Source organism: Streptomyces sp. Y1 (assembly GCF_041053115.1).
Taxonomy (GTDB): domain Bacteria; phylum Actinomycetota; class Actinomycetes; order Streptomycetales; family Streptomycetaceae; genus Kitasatospora; species Kitasatospora rubellomurina.
The window spans coordinates 4457625-4477063 of the sequence record NZ_CP163445.1; the positions used below are offsets into that span (position 1 = coordinate 4457625).

Consider the following 19439-nt stretch of genomic DNA (forward strand, 5'->3'; position numbering starts at 1 on the left):
ATGGCTTGCAATTGCGTGCTGGGGGCAGCAGAGTGGGGGCCGGGGGTGGGAGTCCTTCGACCGAGCTGATCGTCTTCCCAACCGGCGCCCGCCGGGACAGCGGCTCATCCCACCCCCGCCAGACGGCGGAGGCCGGCCGGGAGGGGTGTCAAGGGCGCGTCAAAGGCGCTCGGGGCGGCGTCAGGAACGCGTAGGGGCCGCGGGCGCCGGGGGGCGCGGGCCGCAGGATCGGAGCACGTACCGACTGCGGAGGTTCCGTCCGATGTCCAGCGCCACCACCATCCCGGCCGTGACGGCCGAGCCCGAGCCGCCTGATACCGGGGCCGGCGACGAGCGGCACCGCCTGACGGCGTCGGGCGGGCTGGCGGCGCTGTCGCTGGACGCGATGGCATCGGTGGCGTACGGGCCGGAGTCGATCGTGCTGGTGCTGGCCGCGGCCGGCGGGTACGGGCTGGGCTTCACGCTGCCGGTCACCGCGGCGATCGCCGTCCTGCTCGCGGTGCTGGTGGCCTCCTACCGGCAGGTGATCGCGGCGTTCCCGGACGGCGGCGGCTCGTACGCGGTGGCCAAGGCGCACCTGGGCCGCCGGACGGCGCTGACCGCGGCCGCGTCGCTGGTGATCGACTACATCCTGAACGTCGCGGTCTCGGTGACCGCCGGCGTGGCCGCGCTGACCTCGGCCGTGCCCGGCCTGTACGGCGACCGGGTCTGGCTCTGCCTGGGGGTGCTCGCCCTGGTGACGGCGGTGAACCTGCGCGGGATAGCCGAGTCCGCCCGCTGGTTCATGGCGCCCACGGCCGTCTTCGTCCTCGCCGTCATGGCGATCATCGTGGTCGGCCTGTTCCGGGACGCCCCGGTGAGCACCGAGGCCGCCGCGGGCCACGCCTCCGTGCTGGCCGAGAACGCCACCGCGGTCGGGGCGCTGCTGCTGCTCAAGGCCTTCGCGGCCGGCTGCTCCGCGCTGACCGGCGTGGAGGCGGTGGCCAACGCCGTCCCGTCCTTCCGCACCCCGCGGGTGAAGCGCGCCCAGCACACCGAGGTCGCGCTGGGCGCGCTGCTCGGCGTGATGCTGATCGGCCTGGCCGTGCTGATCGGCCGCTTCCACCTCCAGCCGGTCGACGGCGTCACCGTGCTCGCCCAGCTCGCCGACGCCTCGCTCGGCCACGGCGTCGGCTTCTACGTCGTCCAGTTCGCGACCGTGGTCCTGCTCGGCCTGGCCGCCAACACCTCCTTCGGCGGCCTGCCGGTGCTGCTCGACCTGCTCGCCCGGGACAACCACCTGCCGCACGTGTTCGCGCTGCGCGCCGACCGCCAGGTGTACCGGTACGGCGTGCTGTTCCTCGCCGTGGTCTCGGCGGTGCTGCTGGCCGGCTCCGGCGGGGACGTCAACAGCCTGGTGCCGCTGTTCTCGATCGGCGTCTTCGTCGGCTTCACCATCTGCCAGGTCGGCATGGTCCGGCACTGGTTGCGCGGCCGGCCGGACGGCTGGCGGTGGAAGGCGGCGCTGAACGGCTTCGGCGCGCTCCTGACCGGTGTCGCCGCCCTGGTGGTCACCGGCACCAAGTTCACCGAGGGCGCCTGGGGCATCGTCGTCGCCCTGCCGCTGCTGGTCCTGCTGTTCGAGGCGATCCACCGCAGCTACGAGCGGATCGGGGAGCGGCTGGAGCTGGGCCGGGTGCCCGGCGCGGTGACCCGGCAGCGCAGCCTGGTCGTCGTCCCGGTGACGGCGATCACCCGGCTCACCCGGGACGGCCTGTCGGCGGCGCTCTCGCTCGGTGACGAGGTCCTGGCGGTGACCGTGGTGCACGAGGCCGCCCGGGCCGAAGCGCTGCGCCGGGACTGGGAGTTGTGGCAGCCCGGCGTGCCCCTGGTGGAGCTCGCGGACGACCACCGCCGGCTGGGCCGGCCGATCGCCGAGTTCGTCAACCGGCTCGGCACGGAGCACGTCTACGACCGGCTCACGGTGCTGATCCCCGAGGTGGAGCCGGCCCGCTGGTGGCAGCGGGCGCTGCAGAACCGGCGCGGCGCGGTGATCGACCGCGCGCTGCGGCGGCACACCGACGCGGTGGTGTGCCGGCTGCGGATGCGGATGTGACGGGCGCGGCGTGAGCGGCGAACGGCCTCGGACGGCACCTGTCGTCCGAGGCCGTTCGCCGTCCCCCCAACCGCCCCCCCAACCGCCCCCGCAACCGCCCACCGCCCGCCCGCCACTCGCCCACCGCCCGCACGCGTCAAGGTCGCGTCAACGCCGCGCTATCACCCGTATGGAGGGCGTCAGGGCTCCGGAACGCGCCCCCGGTGGCTGGTTTGCTCGCATCTGCCGGTCGTCCGCCGGCGCCGCGCGAGGCCTCCGGGCCGGTCCGCGGCAGTCTCCCGAACCACGCTGGTGGAGCCCATGTCCGATCTCATCTACGTCGGTGTCACGGTCGCCGTGTTCGCCGTCATCGCCCTGATCGCGCGGGGGGTGGAGAAGCTGTGAGCGCGGAGAACATCGCAGGTCTGGTCGTGGCCGTCGCGCTCGTCGGCTACCTCGTCGTCGCGCTGATCTTCCCGGAGAAGTTCTGACATGGGATCCACTCTCGCGGGCTGGATGCAGGCCCTCGCCCTCGTCGGGGCGCTGGCCCTCTGCTACCGCCCCCTTGGCGACTACATCGCCAAGCTCCTCACCACCTCGAAGCACCTCAGAGTCGAGCGCGGCATCTACAAGGTGATCGGCGTCGACGGTGACGCCGATCAGCGCTGGTCGGTGTACCTGCGCTCGGTGCTGGCCTTCTCGGCCGTCTCCGTGCTCTTCCTGTACGGCCTGATCCGCCTCCAGGGCTACCTGCTGCTGAACCTGGGCGTTCCGCAGATGGAGGGCCACCAGGCCTGGAACACCGCGATCTCCTTCGTCGCGAACACCAACTGGCAGTCCTACGCCGGTGAGTCCGCGATGGGCCACCTGGCGCAGATGGCCGGCCTGGCGGTGCAGAACTTCGTCTCCGCGGCCGTCGGCATCGCCGTCGTGGCCGCGCTGATCCGGGGCTTCACCCGGAACAGGACGGACCGGGTCGGCAACTTCTGGGTGGACCTCGTCCGGATCAACATCCGGCTGCTGCTGCCGCTCTCGATCGTCTTCGCCCTGGTCCTGGCCGCCTCCGGCGTGATCCAGAACTTCCACGGCTTCACCGAGGTGACCACCCTCTCGGGCGAGGTGCAGAAGATCCCCGGCGGCCCGGTGGCCTCGCAGGAGGTCATCAAGCTGCTCGGCACCAACGGCGGCGGCTTCTTCAACGCCAACTCGGCGCACCCGTTCGAGAACCCGACCGGCTTCTCCAACCTGGTCGAGATCTTCCTGATCCTGGTGATCCCGTTCGCGCTGCCGCGGGCCTTCGGCCGGATGGTCGGCGACAACCGCCAGGGCTACGCGATCCTCGCCGTGATGGGCCTGTTCTGGGTCGCCTCGACGGCCCTGCTGACCTGGGCCGAGGCCTCGCACCAGGGCAGCGCCCTGCAGGCCGCGGGGGCCGCGATGGAGGGCAAGGAGCAGCGTTTCGGCATCGCCGCCAGCACGCTGTTCGCCTCCTCGACCACGCTGACCTCGACCGGCGCGGTGAACTCCTTCCACGACTCGTACACGCCGTTCGGCGGCGGGCTGACGGTCTTCAACATGATGCTCGGCGAGATCGCGCCCGGCGGTGTGGGCTCCGGCCTGTACGGCATGCTGGTGCTGGCGATCGTCGCGGTGTTCGTCGCCGGCCTGATGGTCGGCCGGACCCCCGAGTACCTGGGCAAGAAGCTCGGCGGCCGGGAGATGAAGTTCGCCTCGCTGTACATCCTGACCACGCCGACCCTCGTGCTGGTCGGTACGGGTGTGGCGATGGCCCTGCCGGGCGAGCGGGCCGGGATGCTCAACTCGGGCGCCCACGGCTTCTCCGAGGTGCTGTACGCCTTCACCTCCGCCGCCAACAACAACGGCTCGGCCTTCGGCGGCATCACCGTCAACACCGACTGGTACGACACGGCGCTCGGCCTGGCGATGATCTTCGGCCGTCTCCTGCCGATCGTCTTCGTCCTGGCGCTGGCCGGCTCGCTCGCGCAGCAGCAGCCGGTCCCGGCCACTCCGGGCACCCTGCCCACCCACAAGCCGCTGTTCGTGGGCCTGCTGTCGGGCGTGATCCTGATCGTCGTCGGCCTCACCTACTTCCCGGCCCTGGCCCTCGGGCCGCTCGCGGAAGGTCTTTCCTGATGTCCACCCCCACCCTGAACCCCGCACCGGCCGACACGCCCGACCCGGCCGGCCACGCCGTCCCGCACAGAGTGCGGAGCGGTCTCCTCGACCCGAAGCTGATCGTCGCGTCCCTGCCGGACGCGGTGAGGAAGCTCGACCCCCGGGTGATGGTCAAGAACCCGGTGATGTTCGTGGTCGAGGTGGGCTCGGTGGTCACCACCGTCTCCGCGATCGCCAGCCCGTCCGTCTTCGCCTGGTCGATCACCGTCTGGCTCTGGCTCACCACGATCTTCGCCAACCTGGCGGAGGCCGTCGCCGAGGGCCGCGGCAAGGCCCAGGCCGACACCCTGCGCAAGACCAAGACCGAGTCCGTCGCCCGCCGGCTCACCAACTGGCCCGACAGCGACGCCGAGGAGGAGGTGCCCGGCACCGCGCTGCGGCTCGGCGACCACGTGGTGGTCGAGGCCGGGCAGGTCATCCCCGGCGACGGCGACGTCGTCGAGGGTGTGGCGAGCGTCGACGAGTCGGCGATCACCGGCGAGTCCGCGCCGGTCATCCGCGAGTCCGGCGGTGACCGCTCCGCCGTCACCGGCGGCACCAAGGTGCTGTCCGACCGGATCGTGGTGAAGATCGCCTCGGAGCCCGGCAAGTCCTTCATCGACCGGATGATCGCCCTGGTCGAGGGCGCCGCCCGGCAGAAGACGCCGAACGAGATCGCGCTCAACATCCTGCTGGCCTCGCTGACCATCGTCTTCCTGGTCGCGGTCGTCACGCTCCAGCCGATGGCCACCTTCGCGGGCGCCCCGCAGTCGATGATCGTCCTGGTCGCCCTGATCGTGGCGCTCATCCCGACCACCATCGGCGCGCTGCTCTCCGCGATCGGCATCGCCGGCATGGACCGCCTGGTCCAGCGCAACGTGCTGGCGATGTCCGGCCGCGCCGTCGAGGCCGCCGGCGACGTCAACACCCTGCTGCTCGACAAGACCGGCACCATCACCCTGGGCAACCGCCAGGCCGCCGAGTTCCTCTCGGTGACCGGTGTCTCGACGGACGAGCTCGCGAGTGCCGCGCAGCTGTCCTCGCTGGCGGACGAGACGCCCGAGGGCCGTTCGATCGTGGTCCTGGCCAAGAGCGAGTACGGCCTGCGGGCCCGCGCCCAGGGCGAGTTGACGCACGCCACCTGGGTCCCGTTCACCGCCCAGACCCGGATGTCGGGTGTGGACCTGGACGAGCCGGGAGGGGTGCACCAGGTCCGCAAGGGCGCGGCCGCCGCCGTGTCCAACTGGGTCACCGCCAACGGGGGCCGGGTCACCGACGAGGTCTCCACGCTCGTGGACGGGATCTCGGCCGCCGGCGGCACGCCCCTGGTCGTGGCCACGAAGATCGGCGACGCACCGGCCAAGGTCCTGGGTGTCATCCACCTCAAGGACGTGGTCAAGGAGGGCATGCGGGAGCGCTTCGACGAGCTCCGCCGGATGGGCATCAAGACCATCATGATCACGGGCGACAACCCGCTGACCGCCAAGGCGATCGCGGAGGAGGCCGGCGTGGACGACTTCCTCGCCGAGGCCACGCCCGAGGACAAGATGGCCCTGATCAAGAAGGAGCAGGAGGGCGGCAAGCTGGTCGCGATGACCGGCGACGGCACCAATGACGCCCCCGCGCTCGCCCAGGCCGACGTCGGCGTCGCGATGAACACCGGGACCATGGCGGCCAAGGAGGCCGGCAACATGGTCGACCTCGACTCCAACCCGACCAAGCTGATCGAGATCGTCGAGATCGGCAAGCAGCTGCTCATCACCCGCGGCGCCCTGACCACCTTCTCGATCGCCAACGACGTGGCCAAGTACTTCGCGATCATCCCCGCGATGTTCGCCGGGGTCTACCCGGGCCTGAGCCACCTCAACATCATGGGCCTGCACAGCCCCCAGTCCGCGATCACCTCGGCGATCATCTTCAACGCCCTGGTCATCATCGGCCTGATCCCGCTCGCCCTGCGCGGCGTGAAGTACCGTCCGTCCGACGCCAGTTCTTTGCTGCGCCGCAACATCGGGATCTACGGCTTCGGCGGCCTGGTGGTGCCGTTCGTCGGCATCAAGCTGATCGACCTGATCGTCCAGTTCATTCCCGGCCTCAGCTGAGAAAGGAGTCCCACCGCAATGTCCAAGCCCCTGCCCGCCATCGTGCGGACCCACTTCACCGCGCTGCGTGTGCTCCTGGTGCTCACGGTGATCCTCGGGGTCGCCTATCCGCTGCTGGTCACCGGCATCTCCCAGGTCGCGTTCAGCGACAAGGCCAACGGCTCGATCGTGAAGTCCGATGGCAAGGAGGTCGGTTCGAGCCTGTTGGGCCAGAACTACAACCTGCCCAAGAAGAACCCGGACGACAAGGAGGAGGTGGCGCTGCCGGACCCGAAGTGGTTCCAGCCCCGCCCCGCCGCGAACGGCTACGCCGGGGACAACTCCGGCGCCAGCAACCTCGGCCCGAACAGCGAGGACCTGCGGAAGAACGTCGACGACCGCCGCAAGGCCGTCGCCGCCTTCGACGGCGTCGACCCGGCGAGCGTCCCGGCCGACGCGCTGACCGCCTCCGGCTCCGGCCTCGACCCGCACATCTCCGTGGCCTACGCCAAGGAGCAGGTCAAGCGGGTCGCCGAGACGCGCAAGCTGTCGCAGGACACCGTCGCCAAGCTCGTCGAGAAGTACACCGAGGGCCGCTCGCTCGGCTTCCTCGGCCAGGAGGGCGTCAACGTCGTCCTCCTCAACAAGGCCCTGGACGCGCCGAAGTGACGTTACGTCGATGGAATGAATGACCGGGCCGGCCCGGGTGCGGGAGCACGTCTCCCGACCCCGGGCCGGCCGACCCGCGTCCGTCACCGTGCACGACCTCCCGAAGGAAGAGCAGCGCCCATGGCCCGCGACCTCACCCCCGGCACCGGCACCCGCCGTGGCCGGCTGAGGGTGTACCTCGGATCCGCCCCGGGGGTCGGCAAGACCTACCGGATGCTGGACGAGGCCCGGCGCAGACAGGAGCGCGGCGCCGACGTGCTGGTCGGCTACATCGAGTGCCACGGCCGCCGCCACACCGAGGCCATGATCGACGGCCTGGAGGTCCAGCCGCGCGTCCACCGCTCCTACCGCGACGCCGAGTTCGAGGAGATGGACCTGGACGGCGTGCTCGCCCGCCGGCCGTCCGTCGTGCTCGTGGACGAGCTGGCGCACACCAACATCCCCGGCGGCCGGCACGCCAAGCGCTGGCAGGACGTCGAGGAGGTCCTCGCCGCGGGGATCGACGTCATCACCACCGTCAACATCCAGCACCTGGAATCGCTGAACGACGTCGTCCAGAAGATCACCGGCATCCCGCAGCGCGAGACCGTCCCGGACGAGGTGGTCCGCCGGGCCGACCAGATCGAACTCGTCGACATGGCCCCCCAGGCGCTGCGCCGCCGGATGGCCCACGGCAACGTCTACAAGGCGGAGAAGGTGGACGCCGCGCTCTCCAACTACTTCCGGGTCGGCAACCTCACCGCGCTGCGCGAACTCGCCCTGCTCTGGGTCGCCGGCCGGGTCGACGAGGGCCTGCGCGACTACCGCGCCAGCCACAACATCGACCGGGTCTGGGAGACCCGCGAGCGCGTCGTGGTCGCCCTCACCGGCGGGCCCGAGGGCGAGACCCTGATCCGCCGCGCCGCCCGGATCGCCGACCGCACCGCCGGCGGCGACCTGCTGGCCGTCCACGTCTCCCGCAGCGACGGCCTGGCCGGCGCCTCCTCCGGCGCGCTCGCCCAGCAGCGGCTGCTGGTCGAGACCCTCGGCGGCAGCTACCACGTCGTCGTCGGGGACGACATCCCCACCGCACTGCTCGCCTTCGCCCGCGCCCACGACGCCACCCAGCTGGTGCTCGGCACCAGCCGCCGCGGCCGGATCACCCGCTTCCTCACCGGCCCCGGCATCGGCGAGACCACCGTGGACGCCTCCGAGGACATCGACGTCCACATGGTCACCCACGAGTTCACCGGCCGCGGCCGGCTGCCCTCGCTCGGCCGCCGCCACTCCCGCCGCCGCACCGTCGTCGGCTACCTCGCCGGCCTCGCGCTGCCCTGGCTGCTCACCGCCGTGCTCTCCCAGGCGCACGCCACCATCAACCTCACCACCGACGCGCTGATCTTCCAGCTGGGCGTGGTCATCGTCGCCCTGCTCGGCGGCGCGACCTCCGCCCTGCTGGCCGCGTTCATCGCCTCGGTGCTGCTGAACTACTACTTCATCCCGCCGGTCCACAGCCTGACCATCGGCGAGACCAACAACATCGTCGCCCTGGTGGTCTTCGCCGCCATCGCGCTCGCCGTCTCCACCGTCGTCGACCACGCCGGCAAGCTCACCACCCGCGCCGCCCGGGCCACCGCCGAGGCCGAGACCCTCTCCACCCTGGCCGGCAGCGTGCTGCGCGGCGCCGACGCGCTGCCCGCGCTGCTGGAGAAGTCCCGGACGGCCTTCGGCATGCGGACCGTCACCCTGCTCTCCCGTACGGGCGAGGTGCTCGCCCACTCCGAGGCCGACCACCCGGACGACGGTAGCGGGGAGCACGAGACCACCGAAGTCCCGGTCGGCGCCGACGCGTTGCTCGTCCTCACCGGCCGCCGGCTGCCCGCCGCCGACCAGCGGGTGCTCACCGCCTTCGCCGCCCACGTCGCCGCCGCGCTGGAACGCGACCGGCTGGCCGTGGTCGCCGCCGAGGTCGAACCGATCAAGGCCGCCGACCGGATGCGCACCGCCCTGCTCGCCGCCGTCAGCCACGACCTGCGCACCCCGCTGGCCGCGGCCCTCGCCTCGGTCGGCTCGCTGCGCAGCCCCGACGTCGAGTTCTCGCCCGAGGACCAGGCCGAACTCCTCGCCACCGCCGACGAATCGCTGGTCAAACTCACCCGTCTGGTGGACAACCTGCTCGACATGAGCCGCCTCCAGGCCGGCGCGCTCACCCTGCACCTGACCGAGACCCACCTCGACGAGATCCTGCCCCGGGCGCTCGACAGCCTCCCCGACCCGGACGCACCGGTCCAGCCGCTCGACCTCGACACCACCCCGCCGGTGCTCGCCGACCCGCCGCTGCTGGAACGCGTCCTCGCCAACGTGATCACCAACGCGCTGCGCCACAACGCCCCCGGCGCGCCCGTCCTGGTCACCGCCAGCCACCACGCCGACCTGGTCGAGATCCGGGTGATCGACCGCGGCCCCGGCATCGCCCCCGAGGACCGCGACCGGGTCTTCCTGCCCTTCCAGCGCCTCGGCGACACCGACAACACCACCGGCGTCGGCCTCGGCCTCGCCCTCTCCCGCGGCCTCGCCGAGGCGATGGGCGGCAGCCTGGAGGTCGAGGACACCCCCGGCGGCGGCACCACCATGCTGCTCACCCTGCCTGCCGCCACCACGACCGACTTCGGGGAGGAGCCGGCGCACCATGAGTGAACGACATGAGCGAAGTGAGCAACGTGAGCGAAGTGAGCGAAGTGAGCGAACCACCGGACACCGCGAGATCCTGATCGTCGACGACGAACCCGCCCTGCTCCGCACGCTGCGGATCAACCTCAGCGCCCGCCAGTACGCCGTCCGCACCGCCGCCACCGGCGGCGAGGCGCTGGACCGCGCCGCGCACAGCCTCCCGGACGCCGTCCTGCTCGACCTCGGCCTGCCCGACCTCGACGGCATGGACGTGCTGCGCGGCCTGCGCACCCGCAGCGCGATGCCGATCATCGTGCTCTCCGGCCGGGCCGACGCCGCCGACAAGGTGGGCGCCCTGGACGCCGGCGCCGACGACTACCTCACCAAGCCGTTCCTGATGGACGAGCTGCTGGCCCGGCTGCGGGCCGTGCTGCGCCGCCCGACCGGCGGGGCCCCGCCGGGCCGGCCGGTGCTGGGCGACCACACCGTGGACCTCGCGGCCACCACCGTCACCGGCCCGAACGGCGCGGTGCGGCTGACCCCGACCGAGTGGCGGATCCTCGCCCTGCTGCTGGCCAACCCGGGCCGGCTGGTGCCCGGCCGGCAGATCCTGCGCGAGGTGTGGGGCCCGGCCCAGGAGGCTCGCGGCAACTACCTGCGGGTCTACCTGGCCGGGCTGCGGCGGAAGCTGGAGCGCGACCCGGCCCGGCCCCGGCACCTGATCACCGAGCCGGGGATCGGCTACCGGTACGAGCCGTAGGCGCCGTCCGCCGCCGTCCGGCCGCCTCCGGCGTCAACGGGCCGTCAAGAGCCGGCCGGGGGGCGACAGGAGAGCGTCAAGGCCGGTCGGAGCCGGTGTTCCGTGGGCGTAGTGTCGGTCCCGAAGCCGAGCGGGACCTGCTCCAGTGGGGGAGGCCTGGGCCCGCTCCAGCTCGCCGTCGCAAGACGGCCAGCAGGTGGGGGAGGGGCGCGCGACATCCGTTGCGCGCCCCTTGGGCTTCCAAGCCCTCGGCCTCAGCCTTCGGTGCTCCCGGACTGCCGGGGCAGCGCCAGCGCCACGGTGTCGGCGAACTCCCGGACGGCGCTGGTCCGGCTGACCACCCGCCCGCTGTGCACCACCAGCCGGCTGTGCCCGCCGGTGAGCGCCCCGGCCAGGCTGTCCCCGCGCACCGCCAGCAGCTCCGCCGGGAAGCCGGCGTCCACCCGTACCGGCGGCAGCCCGAGCACCGCCCGGGCCTGGTTGGCCACCGCGTCGTACGCCGTCTCCAGGTCCAACTCCCCGCTCGCCGCGAGCAGGTAGGCCGTCCCCAGCGGATCCGCCCGGCCGACCGGGTTCGACGGGTCCCGCAGCGCTCCGCTGCCCGCCGCGAGCGGCACCCGGGCCTCTGCCAACTCCCGCAGCAGGCCCGGCCGCAGGCCGGTGGCCGGGCCCTCCAGCCCGGTGCAGCCGCCGGTCTGCGGCAGACAGACCACCCGCACCCCGCCGCTCGCCAGCGCGGTGGACGCACCCGGCGGCAGCGCCCCGCACGGGCCGAGCGTCACCCGCGGCCGCAGCGGCGCCAACGCGCTCGCCATCCGGGCCAGTTGGGGCGCCTCGGCGGCGGTGGTGTGCAGGTCCACCGGGCAGTCCGCCTCGCGGGCGGCCTCCAGCAGCAGCTGCACGTAGCCGGCCGGGTCCGGGTCCAGCTCCGGGCAGCCGCCGGCCGCGGTGGCGCCCAGCTTGAGCGCCTCGCGCAGCTGCGCCCGCCCGTCCGCGCCGGCCCGGCCGGTGAGCAGCCGGGGCATCGCGACGGCCTGCAGCTCGGCGAGCCCGCGCAGCGCCTGCCGGGCGGTGAGCACCGCCTCCAGCCGGCGCAGCCCGTGCACGTCGCCGATCCGGACGTGGGTGCGCTGGGCGGTGGCGCCGTAGCCGAGCGAGGTGAGCGCGGCCTCGGTGACCCGGCGGGTGAGGTCGGTCGCGGTCTCCGGGGGCGGGGCGGCCAGGGCGGCGGAGAAGGCGGCGTCGTAGTGGGCGTGCGGCTCGGCGGGGGCGGGCAGCAGCAGGTAGCCCCGCAGGTCGATCCGGGCGCCGGTGGTGACGGTGGGGGCGCCGGGCAGGGCCTGCAGCGGGCCGAGGCTGCCGACCGTGCCGACCGCCTGGATGCGGTCGCCGCTGATCCGGACGTCCACCACCCGGCCGTCCATCAGCCGGGCGCCGGTGAGCAGCAGGACCGGGCCGTGCCCGAGGGGGTTGGCCGCCGGGCCGGGCCCGGAGTGCGGCCCGTCCGCGGCTGCGCTGTCCATCCTCGGCTCCTTGTCGCGCCGCCCGGTCGGGTGCCAGGGCCGTTCCGGTCAATGAGCGTCGAGCCTATGGGGCCGGGCGGCGGGCGGCCGGGAGGCGGGCAATAGTCGTATCGGGTCGGGCCGCGGTCGGGCCGTGGTGAGCGCGGTCGGACGGGGCCGGTCGGTGGGGCCGGGCCATCGGGTTGGCGGGCCGCTCGAACTCCCGGCCTTGGATCGTCCGCCCGTCCACCGCGTCGACCTGCGGACTTCGCCGCGGGATACGGATTTCACCTCTGGGCGCGGAACGTGTAATCTCTTCCTCGTTCGCCCCTATAGCTCAGTCGGTAGAGCGTCTCCATGGTAAGGAGAAGGTCTGCGGTTCGATTCCGCATGGGGGCTCTGGTGAGAAGCAGTCAGTTTCGGCTGTGCTGCGGATCACTGTGGCGGTGTAGCTCAGTTGGTAGAGCAAGCGGCTCATAATCGCTGTGTCACCGGTTCAAGTCCGGTCACCGCTACCCCGCGTAGTCGGTCGGGAGATCGCACTCCCGGTCGGCTACTCTTGTTGTGTTCTTATTCGTTGTCCAAGGAAGGCACTCCCGTGGCTGCCACCGACGTCCGCCCGAAGATCACGCTGGCCTGCGTGGAGTGCAAGGAGCGGAACTACATCACCAAGAAGAACCGGCGTAACGACCCGGACCGTCTTGAGATGAAGAAGCACTGCCCCCGCTGCAACTCGCACACCGCGCACCGCGAGACCCGCTGACCCTTTCGCAGGGCTGTCGGGCCTGTGTGAATTCAGGTCTTCGACTCCGGGCCGCATCCCTCACGAGGGATGCGGCCCGGAGTCATTTGCGCATTCCGTTCGACCCTTGTCCATCCGTGTTCCGAGGAGCTGCCATGGCGCTCGACCCCTCCTTCATCGGGCGTAGTTACCCGCCCACCGAGCCGTACGAGGTCGGCCGGGAGAAGATCCGTGAGTTCGCGGTCGCGATCGGGGACGCCAATCCCGCGTACACCGACGCGGAGGCGGCGAAGGCGCTCGGCCACCCGGACGTGATCGCCCCGCCGACCTTCCCGTTCGCGATCACCTACCGCGCGGCCGGCCAGGTCGTCGAGGACCCGGAGCTGGGCCTGGACTACAGCCGGGTGGTGCACCGTGACCAGCAGTTCCGCTACACCCGCCCGGTGGTGGCCGGTGACCGGCTGGCCGTCGAGGTGACCATCGACGCCATCAAGACGCTGGCGGGCAACGACGTGCTCACCGTGCGCGGTGAGGTGACGGACGCCACCGGCGAGCACGTGGTGACGTCGGTCATGACGCTGGTGGCCCGGGCCGCCGACGAGACGGGGGAGTGAGCGGCATGGCGATCAGCTACGACGAGGTCGAGGTCGGCACCGAGCTGCCGGCGCAGTCCTTCCCGGTGACCCGCGCCACGCTGGTGCAGTACGCGGGCGCCTCCGGCGACTTCAACCCGATCCACTGGAACGAGAAGTTCGCGCGGGAGGTCGGCCTGCCGGACGTCATCGCGCACGGCATGTTCACCATGGCCGAGGCGGCCCGCGTGGTCACCGACTGGGTCGGCGACCCGGCCGCGGTGATCGAGTACGGCGTGCGCTTCACCCGGCCGGTGCCGGTGCCGAACGACGGGGTCGGCGCGGTGATCGAGGTCACCGCCAAGGTTGCCAAGAAGCTGGACGACCGCACGGTGCAGGTCGACCTGGTGGCCACCACGGGCGGGCAGAAGGTGCTCGGGATGTCCAAGGCGGTCGTCCGCCTGGCCTGAGGCCGAACGGGCGTGCGCGGCGGGCTCCGGGAAGCGGGTGCCCGCCGCGACGCGCGTCCTTGCCAAGGTAGTGATTGGCCACTAACTTGGGAGCCATGGCGAAGTCGAGCATCCGGATGACCGCGGAGGAGCGGCGCGAGAGCGTCGTCCGGGCCGCGATGATCGAGTTCGCCCGGGGCGGGTACCACGGCACCTCGACCGAGGCGATCGCCCGCCGGGTCGGCGTCTCGCAGCCGTACCTGTTCCGGCTGTTCCCGGGCAAGCAGGCGATCTTCTCGGCCGCCGCCGAACGCTGCATCGAGGAGACCTGGCGGGCCTTCGACGAGGCCTCGGCCGGGCTGTCCGGCGAGGAGGCCGCCGAGGCGATGGGTGGCGCCTACCTGGCGCTGGTCGAGGACCGCGAGCAGCTGATGATGCAGATGCAGCTCTACGTCTCGGTCTTCGCGGCCAGGGCGGCCGGCGAGGACGAGGTCGGGGAGACCGCCAGGCGGCTGTGGGAGAGCCTGTTCGAGCGGGTCAGGGTCCGGCTCGGCGGCGACCTGAAGAGCGCCACGGCGTTCTTCGGCCAGGGGATGCTGATCAACACGCTGGTGGCGCTCGGATTCCCCCAGGACCACCGGATCTGGGGCGGCTTCGACGAGTGCGGGCAGGGCGGCGAGGCCGAGTAGCGCGGCCGCACGGTGATCCGTGCGGCCGTTTTTCGGCCCCGCAAAGTTATTGAGCAATAACTACCTAGAGGAATCCGGGAGAAGTCATGACGGAGAGACCGGCCCTCGGCAGGGCCGCGACCTGGACCCTGGTGGTCGTCAGCGTGGCCGGCTTCATGGCGGCGCTGGACAACCTGGTCGTCACCACCGCACTGCCGTCGATCCGCGAGGAACTCGGCGGCGGCCTGTCCGACCTCGAATGGACGGTCAGCGCCTACACCCTGAGCTTCGCCGTCCTGCTGATGTTCGGCGCCGCGCTCGGCGAGCGCTTCGGCCGCCGCCGCGTCTTCCTGGTCGGCCTGGCGGTCTTCACGGCCGGTTCCGCCGCCGCCGCGCTCTCCCCGGGCATCGGCGAGCTGATCGCCGCCCGCGCCGTCCAGGGCGCCGGGGCCGCGGTGATGATGCCGCTCACCCTCACCCTGCTCACCGTCGCCGTGCCCGAGGCCAAGCGGGGACTGGCCTTCGGCATCTGGTCGGGCGTCAGCGGCCTCGCCGTCGCCGCCGGACCGCTGATCGGCGGCAGCCTGACCGAGCACTTCTCCTGGCAGTGGATCTTCTGGGTGAACGTCCCGGTCGGGCTGGTCCTGCTGCCGCTGGCCTTCCTCCGGCTCGGCGAGAGCCGGGGCGCCGACCGGGCCCTGGACGTGACCGGGACGGCGCTGGTCAGCCTGGGGATGTTCGGGATCGTCCTCGGCCTGATCCGCGGCAACCCGGACGGCTGGAGCAGCCCGCCGGTCCTCGGCTCTCTGATCGCCGGCGGTGTGCTGCTGGCCGCGTTCGTCGGGTACGAACAGTGGTTCGCCGCCCACCCGATGCTCCCGATGCGGCTGTTCCGCGGCCGGGCCTTCTCGGCCGTCAACGCGGCGAGTCTGCTGATGTACCTGGGGATGTTCGGCTCGATCTTCCTGATCAGCCAGTACCTCCAGGGCGTCGGCGGCTTCAGCCCGCAGGAGGCCGGCATCCGGATGCTGCCGTGGACCGCGATGCCGCTGCTGGTCTCGCCGGTCGCGGGCATCGTCTCCGACCGGATCGGCGGCCGGCCGATCGTGGTCACCGGGTTGGTGCTCCAGGCCGCCGGGCTGGCGCTGTTCGGCCTCGTCGCCGACGGCGGCACCGGGTTCGACTACGGGGCGCAGATCCCCGCCATCGTGCTCTGCGGGATCGGCATGTCGCTGTACTTCGGCCCGACCGCCCAGCTGGTGATGGCGAGCGTCCGGCCGCAGGAGCAGGGGATCGCCTCCGGCGCCAACAACTCCCTGCGCGAGGTCGGCGGGGCGCTCGGGATCGCCGTCCTCTCGGCGGTGTTCTCGGCGCAGGGCGGCTACCGGTCGGCGCAGGCCTTCACGGACGGGCTGGTGCCGGCGCTGTACGTCGGCGCGGCGGCGGTCGCGGCGGGGGCGGTCGCCGCCGCGCTCATCCCGCGGCGGCGCGCGGCCGTGGCGGTGGGGGAGCGGTCCGCGGAACCGGCCCGGCCCGCGCGCGTCTGAACCGGAGGCGGGTGGCAGGGGTGCCGGGGGGCACCCCTGCCACCCGTACGCTGGTGGGCGTGCTGGTAGAAAACGACGCCCCCCTCGCTCCGCTGACCACGCTGCGGCTCGGCGGCCCGGCCCGCCGCCTGGTGACCGCCCACACCGACGACGAGGTGATCGACGCCGTCCGCGAGGCCGACACGGCCGGCGAGCCGCTGCTCGTCCTCGGCGGCGGCTCCAACCTGGTGATCGGCGACGCCGGGTTCCGGGGCACCGTGCTGCGGATCGCCACCACCGGCTTCGCGCTGGACGGCACCGTGCTGGAGCTGGCGGCCGGCGAGGTCTGGTCGGAGGCGGTCACCCGCACCGTCCGCGAGCACGGCCTGGCCGGCATCGAGTTCCTGGCCGGCATCCCCGGCTCGGCCGGCGCCACCCCGGTGCAGAACGTCGGCGCGTACGGCCAGGAGGTCGCCCAGACGATCACCGAGGTGGTCGCGTACGACCGCACGGCCGGGGAGACGGTCGTGCTGACGAACGCCGAGTGCGCGTTCTCCTACCGCCACAGCCGCTTCAAGGCCGAGCCCGACCGCTACGTGGTGCTGCGGGTGCGGTTCGCCCTGGCCGACGAGGCCGGGCTGTCCACCCCGGTCAAGTACGCCGAGGTCGCCAAGCACTTCGGTGTCGAGCAGGGCGAGCGGGTGCCGCTGGTCCGGGCGTACGAGGCGGTGCTGGGGCTGCGCGCGGGCAAGGGCATGGTGCTGGACCCGGCGGACCACGACACCTGGTCGGCCGGCTCCTTCTTCACCAACCCGGTGCTCACGGCCGCGCAGTACGAGTCCTTCCGGACCCGCCCGGGCGCCGAGAACGCCCCCGCCTACCCGGCCCCGGAGGGCTGCACCAAGACCTCGGCGGCCTGGCTGATCGACCGCTCGGGCTTCGGCAAGGGCTACGGCAGCGGCCCGGCGACGCTCTCCACCAAGCACACCCTGGCGCTCACCAACCGCGGCTCCGCCACCGCCGAGGACCTGCTGGCGCTGGCCCGGGAGATCCGGGACGGCGTCCGCGAGGCCTTCGGGGTGGAGCTGGTGAACGAGCCGGTGATGATCGGCGTCGAGCTGTAGCGGAAGCCGGCCCTAGACCACCACCGGCACCCCCACCAGCCAGGCGTCGATCTCCGCCAGCAGCTCCTTGCGGACGGCCTCCGGCGCGCACGAGCCGCGCACCGACTGCCGTGCCAGCTCGGCGAGTTCGGTGTCCGAGAAGCCCAGTACGTCACGCGCGAGCTCGTACTGGGCGGCCAGCCGGGTGCCGAACAGCAGTGGGTCGTCCGCGCCGAGCGCCAGCGGCACCCCGGCGTCGAACAGTTTGCGCAGCGGGACGTCCTGCGGCCGCTCGTAGACCCCGAGCGAGACGTTGGAGGACGGGCAGACCTCGCAGGTGACCTGCCGGTCCGCGAGCCGTTCCATCAGCCGCCGGTCCTCGGCGGCCCGCACGCCGTGGCCGATCCGGCCGGCGCCCAGGTCGTCCAGGCAGTCCCGGACGGACTCGGGCCCGGCCAGCTCGCCGCCGTGCGGGGCGGCGAGCAGCCCGCCCTTGCGGGCGATCTCGAAGGCCCGGTCGAAGTCCCGGGCGAGGCCGCGGCGCTCGTCGTTGGAGAGGCCGAAGCCGACCACGCCGTGGTCGGCGTAGCGGACGGCCAGCCGGGCCAGCGTCCGGGCGTCCATCGGGGACTTCATCCGGTTCGCGGCGACCAGCACCCGGATGCCCACCCCGGTGGCCGCGGCGGCGTGCTCGACCGCGTCCAGGATCAGCTCCAGCGCGGGGATCAGTCCGCCCAGCCGGGGCGCGTAGGAGGTCGGGTCGACCTGGATCTCCAGCCAGCGGGAGCCGTCCAGCCGCTCGTCCTCGGCGGTCTCCAGGACCAGCCGGCGGATGTCCTCCTCGTCCCGCAGCACCGAGCGGGCGGTGTCGTACAGGCGTTGGAAGCGGAACCAGCCGCGCTCGTCGGTGGCCCGCAGCTTGGGCGGCTCGCCGGAGCTCAGCGCCTCCGGCAGCCGGACGCCGTGCTTGTCGGCCAGCTCCAGCAGGGTGGCGGGCCGCATCGAGCCGGTGAAGTGCAGGTGCAGGTGGGCCTTCGGGAGGCCCCTGACGTCTCGCGGATTCAACAGGCGTTCCATTGACGAATACTGCCGCATCGGGCCCCCGAACGGGAACCGCCCTCTTTCGATCCCCCGAAGGGGTGAAAGAGGGCGGTGTGCCGAGTGAGTCCCGCGCGCCGCGTTGACGGGGACGTCGGGCGGGGGACGTCAGTCGCGGGCCTCGCCGAGCAGCTTCTGGATCCGGCTGATGCCCTCGACCAGGTCCTCGTCGCCGAGCGCGTAGGAGAACCGCAGGTAGCCGGGGGTGCCGAAGGCCTCGCCCGGGACGGCGGCGACCTCGACCTCGTCCAGGATCAGGCTCGCCAGCTCCGCGGAGGTCTGCGGACGCTGCCCGCGGATCTCCTTGCCCAGCAGGCCCTTGACCGACGGGTAGGCGTAGAAGGCGCCCTCGGGCTCGGGGCAGACGACGCCGTCGATCTCGTTGAGCATCCGCACGATGGTCCGGCGGCGGCGGTCGAAGGCGGTGCGCATCTCGTGCACCGCGGACAGGTCGCCGGCGACGGCGGCGATCGCGGCGCGCTGCGCGACGTTGGAGACGTTCGAGGTGGCGTGCGACTGCAGGTTGGTCGCGGCCTTGATCACGTCCTTGGGGCCGATCACCCAGCCCACCCGCCAGCCGGTCATCGCGTAGGTCTTGGCCACACCGTTGACCACGATGCACTTGTCGGCCAGCTCGGGCAGCAGGGCCGGCAGCGAGGTGAACGTCGCGTCGCCGTAGACCAGGTGCTCGTAGATCTCGTCGGTGAGCACCCACAGGCCGTGCTCCAGCGCCCAGCGGCCGATCGCCTCGGCCTCGGCCTCGGTGTACACCGCGCCGGTCGGGTTGGACGGCGAGACGAACAGCACCACCTTGGTGTTCTCGGTGCGGGCGGCCTCCAGCTGCTCGACCGAGACCTTGTAGCCGGTGGTCTCATCGGCGACGACCTCCACCGGGACGCCGCCGGCCAGCTGGATCGACTCCGGGTAGGTGGTCCAGTACGGCGCCGGGACGATGACCTCGTCGCCCGGGTCGAGGATCGCGGCGAAGGCCTCGTAGATGGCCTGCTTGCCGCCGTTGGTGACCAGCACCTGGGAGGCGTCCACCCGGTAGCCGGAGTCGCGCAGCGTCTTGGCGGCGATCGCGTCCTTCAGCTCGGGCAGCCCGCCCGCCGGGGTGTAGCGGTGGTTCTTCGGGTCGCGGCAGGCGTCGACGGCCGCCTCGACGATGTAGTCCGGGGTCGGGAAGTCGGGCTCGCCGGCGCCGAAGCCGATCACCGGGCGGCCGGCCGCCTTGAGGGCCTTGGCCTTGGCGTCCACGGCGAGGGTCGCGGACTCGGCGATCGCGCCGATCCGGGCGGAGACCCGGCGGTCGGCGGGGCGGAGGGACTGGTTGGGCTGAGGGGTGGAAGCGCTCATGCCTGCATCGTCGCA

General features: G+C 72.5%; 16 protein-coding genes and 2 tRNA genes. 15 read left to right on the top strand and 3 right to left on the bottom strand.

Features of this window, described 5'->3' with window-relative positions:
• The first annotated feature begins 262 nt into the window (after positions 1-262).
• From AB2U05_RS19190 to AB2U05_RS19220, 7 genes are all read left to right on the top strand, one after another.
• The gene (locus tag AB2U05_RS19190) at positions 263-2095 is read left to right on the top strand and encodes an APC family permease (RefSeq protein ID WP_369183829.1); all 1833 of its coding nucleotides are present in this window, start codon (positions 263-265) and stop codon (positions 2093-2095) included.
• Positions 2096-2475: 380 nt separating this feature from the next.
• Positions 2476-2565 (top strand): K(+)-transporting ATPase subunit F, encoded by a 90-nt coding sequence (gene kdpF, locus AB2U05_RS19195; RefSeq protein ID WP_045693083.1) that lies wholly within the window; start codon positions 2476-2478, stop codon positions 2563-2565.
• 1 nt (position 2566) lies between these two features.
• On the top strand, positions 2567-4228 hold the full coding sequence (gene kdpA / locus AB2U05_RS19200; protein ID WP_045693082.1) for a potassium-transporting ATPase subunit KdpA: 1662 nt from the start codon (positions 2567-2569) through the stop codon (positions 4226-4228).
• Positions 4228-6351: a potassium-transporting ATPase subunit KdpB gene (gene kdpB, locus AB2U05_RS19205; protein ID WP_045693081.1), complete on the top strand. Its 2124-nt coding sequence runs from the start codon at positions 4228-4230 to the stop codon at positions 6349-6351. The genes kdpA and kdpB overlap by 1 nt, the downstream gene beginning before the upstream one ends.
• Before the next feature lie 18 nt (positions 6352-6369).
• Positions 6370-6999 carry a K(+)-transporting ATPase subunit C gene (gene kdpC / locus AB2U05_RS19210; protein WP_045693080.1) on the top strand — a complete coding sequence of 210 codons (630 nt, stop codon included), beginning with the start codon at positions 6370-6372 and terminating at the stop codon, positions 6997-6999.
• A gap of 120 nt (positions 7000-7119) precedes the next feature.
• Positions 7120-9675, top strand: coding sequence for an ATP-binding protein (locus AB2U05_RS19215; protein WP_369183830.1), 2556 nt, complete (start codon positions 7120-7122; stop codon positions 9673-9675).
• Positions 9668-10408: a response regulator gene (locus AB2U05_RS19220; RefSeq protein WP_369183831.1), complete on the top strand. Its 741-nt coding sequence runs from the start codon at positions 9668-9670 to the stop codon at positions 10406-10408. Before AB2U05_RS19215 ends, AB2U05_RS19220 begins: the two co-directional genes overlap by 8 nt.
• Before the next feature lie 254 nt (positions 10409-10662).
• Here the strand turns inward: AB2U05_RS19220 and AB2U05_RS19225 are convergent, their stop codons facing one another.
• On the bottom strand, positions 10663-11931 hold the full coding sequence (locus AB2U05_RS19225; RefSeq protein ID WP_045693078.1) for a hydrolase: 1269 nt from the start codon (positions 11929-11931) through the stop codon (positions 10663-10665).
• A gap of 305 nt (positions 11932-12236) precedes the next feature.
• Between AB2U05_RS19225 and AB2U05_RS19230 the strand changes: the two genes are divergently transcribed.
• The 8 genes from AB2U05_RS19230 (at position 12237) to AB2U05_RS19265 (ending at position 16991) form a co-directional block, all read left to right on the top strand.
• Positions 12237-12309, top strand: a tRNA-Thr gene (locus tag AB2U05_RS19230).
• Between the two features lie 43 nt (positions 12310-12352).
• A tRNA-Met gene (locus AB2U05_RS19235) sits at positions 12353-12425 on the top strand.
• 83 nt (positions 12426-12508) lie between these two features.
• A complete protein-coding gene (rpmG, locus tag AB2U05_RS19240; protein WP_006604855.1) occupies positions 12509-12673 on the top strand; it encodes a 50S ribosomal protein L33 in 165 nt (54 codons plus the stop codon).
• A 134-nt stretch (positions 12674-12807) separates the two neighbouring features.
• Complete coding sequence (locus AB2U05_RS19245) at positions 12808-13266, top strand: MaoC family dehydratase N-terminal domain-containing protein (protein WP_045693077.1); 459 nt, start codon at positions 12808-12810, stop codon at positions 13264-13266.
• A 5-nt stretch (positions 13267-13271) separates the two neighbouring features.
• Positions 13272-13694 (top strand): MaoC family dehydratase, encoded by a 423-nt coding sequence (locus AB2U05_RS19250; protein WP_045709391.1) that lies wholly within the window; start codon positions 13272-13274, stop codon positions 13692-13694.
• A gap of 95 nt (positions 13695-13789) precedes the next feature.
• Positions 13790-14362 carry a TetR/AcrR family transcriptional regulator gene (locus AB2U05_RS19255; protein ID WP_369183832.1) on the top strand — a complete coding sequence of 191 codons (573 nt, stop codon included), beginning with the start codon at positions 13790-13792 and terminating at the stop codon, positions 14360-14362.
• 86 nt (positions 14363-14448) lie between these two features.
• The gene (locus AB2U05_RS19260) at positions 14449-15888 is read left to right on the top strand and encodes an MFS transporter (protein ID WP_045693076.1); all 1440 of its coding nucleotides are present in this window, start codon (positions 14449-14451) and stop codon (positions 15886-15888) included.
• 20 nt (positions 15889-15908) lie between these two features.
• The gene (locus AB2U05_RS19265) at positions 15909-16991 is read left to right on the top strand and encodes a UDP-N-acetylmuramate dehydrogenase (RefSeq protein WP_369185969.1); all 1083 of its coding nucleotides are present in this window, start codon (positions 15909-15911) and stop codon (positions 16989-16991) included.
• 12 nt (positions 16992-17003) lie between these two features.
• On the opposite strand, the gene AB2U05_RS19270 is transcribed toward AB2U05_RS19265, so the two are convergent.
• Complete coding sequence (locus AB2U05_RS19270) at positions 17004-18047, bottom strand: adenosine deaminase (RefSeq protein WP_369183833.1); 1044 nt, start codon at positions 18045-18047, stop codon at positions 17004-17006.
• A gap of 129 nt (positions 18048-18176) precedes the next feature.
• Positions 18177-19424, bottom strand: a complete 1248-nt coding sequence (locus AB2U05_RS19275) for a pyridoxal phosphate-dependent aminotransferase (protein WP_369183834.1) — start codon at positions 19422-19424, stop codon at positions 18177-18179.
• Positions 19425-19439: the final 15 nt, after the last annotated feature.

Bases quoted from the DNA above. Each gene is read 5' to 3' on its own strand.
- AB2U05_RS19270 (WP_369183833.1), bottom strand. From the start codon at position 18,047: ATGGAACGCCTGTTGAATCCGCGAGACGTCAGGGGCCTCCCGAAGGCC.
- kdpC (WP_045693080.1), top strand. From the start codon at position 6,370: ATGTCCAAGCCCCTGCCCGCCATCGTGCGGACCCACTTCACCGCGCTG.
- AB2U05_RS19215 (WP_369183830.1), top strand. From the start codon at position 7,120: ATGGCCCGCGACCTCACCCCCGGCACCGGCACCCGCCGTGGCCGGCTG.
- AB2U05_RS19275 (WP_369183834.1), bottom strand. From the start codon at position 19,424: ATGAGCGCTTCCACCCCTCAGCCCAACCAGTCCCTCCGCCCCGCCGAC.
- AB2U05_RS19225 (WP_045693078.1), bottom strand. From the start codon at position 11,931: ATGGACAGCGCAGCCGCGGACGGGCCGCACTCCGGGCCCGGCCCGGCG.
- AB2U05_RS19220 (WP_369183831.1), top strand. From the start codon at position 9,668: ATGAGTGAACGACATGAGCGAAGTGAGCAACGTGAGCGAAGTGAGCGA.
- AB2U05_RS19250 (WP_045709391.1), top strand. From the start codon at position 13,272: ATGGCGATCAGCTACGACGAGGTCGAGGTCGGCACCGAGCTGCCGGCG.
- AB2U05_RS19260 (WP_045693076.1), top strand. From the start codon at position 14,449: ATGACGGAGAGACCGGCCCTCGGCAGGGCCGCGACCTGGACCCTGGTG.
- AB2U05_RS19255 (WP_369183832.1), top strand. From the start codon at position 13,790: ATGGCGAAGTCGAGCATCCGGATGACCGCGGAGGAGCGGCGCGAGAGC.
- kdpB (WP_045693081.1), top strand. From the start codon at position 4,228: ATGTCCACCCCCACCCTGAACCCCGCACCGGCCGACACGCCCGACCCG.
- AB2U05_RS19245 (WP_045693077.1), top strand. From the start codon at position 12,808: ATGGCGCTCGACCCCTCCTTCATCGGGCGTAGTTACCCGCCCACCGAG.
- AB2U05_RS19190 (WP_369183829.1), top strand. From the start codon at position 263: ATGTCCAGCGCCACCACCATCCCGGCCGTGACGGCCGAGCCCGAGCCG.
- kdpA (WP_045693082.1), top strand. From the start codon at position 2,567: ATGGGATCCACTCTCGCGGGCTGGATGCAGGCCCTCGCCCTCGTCGGG.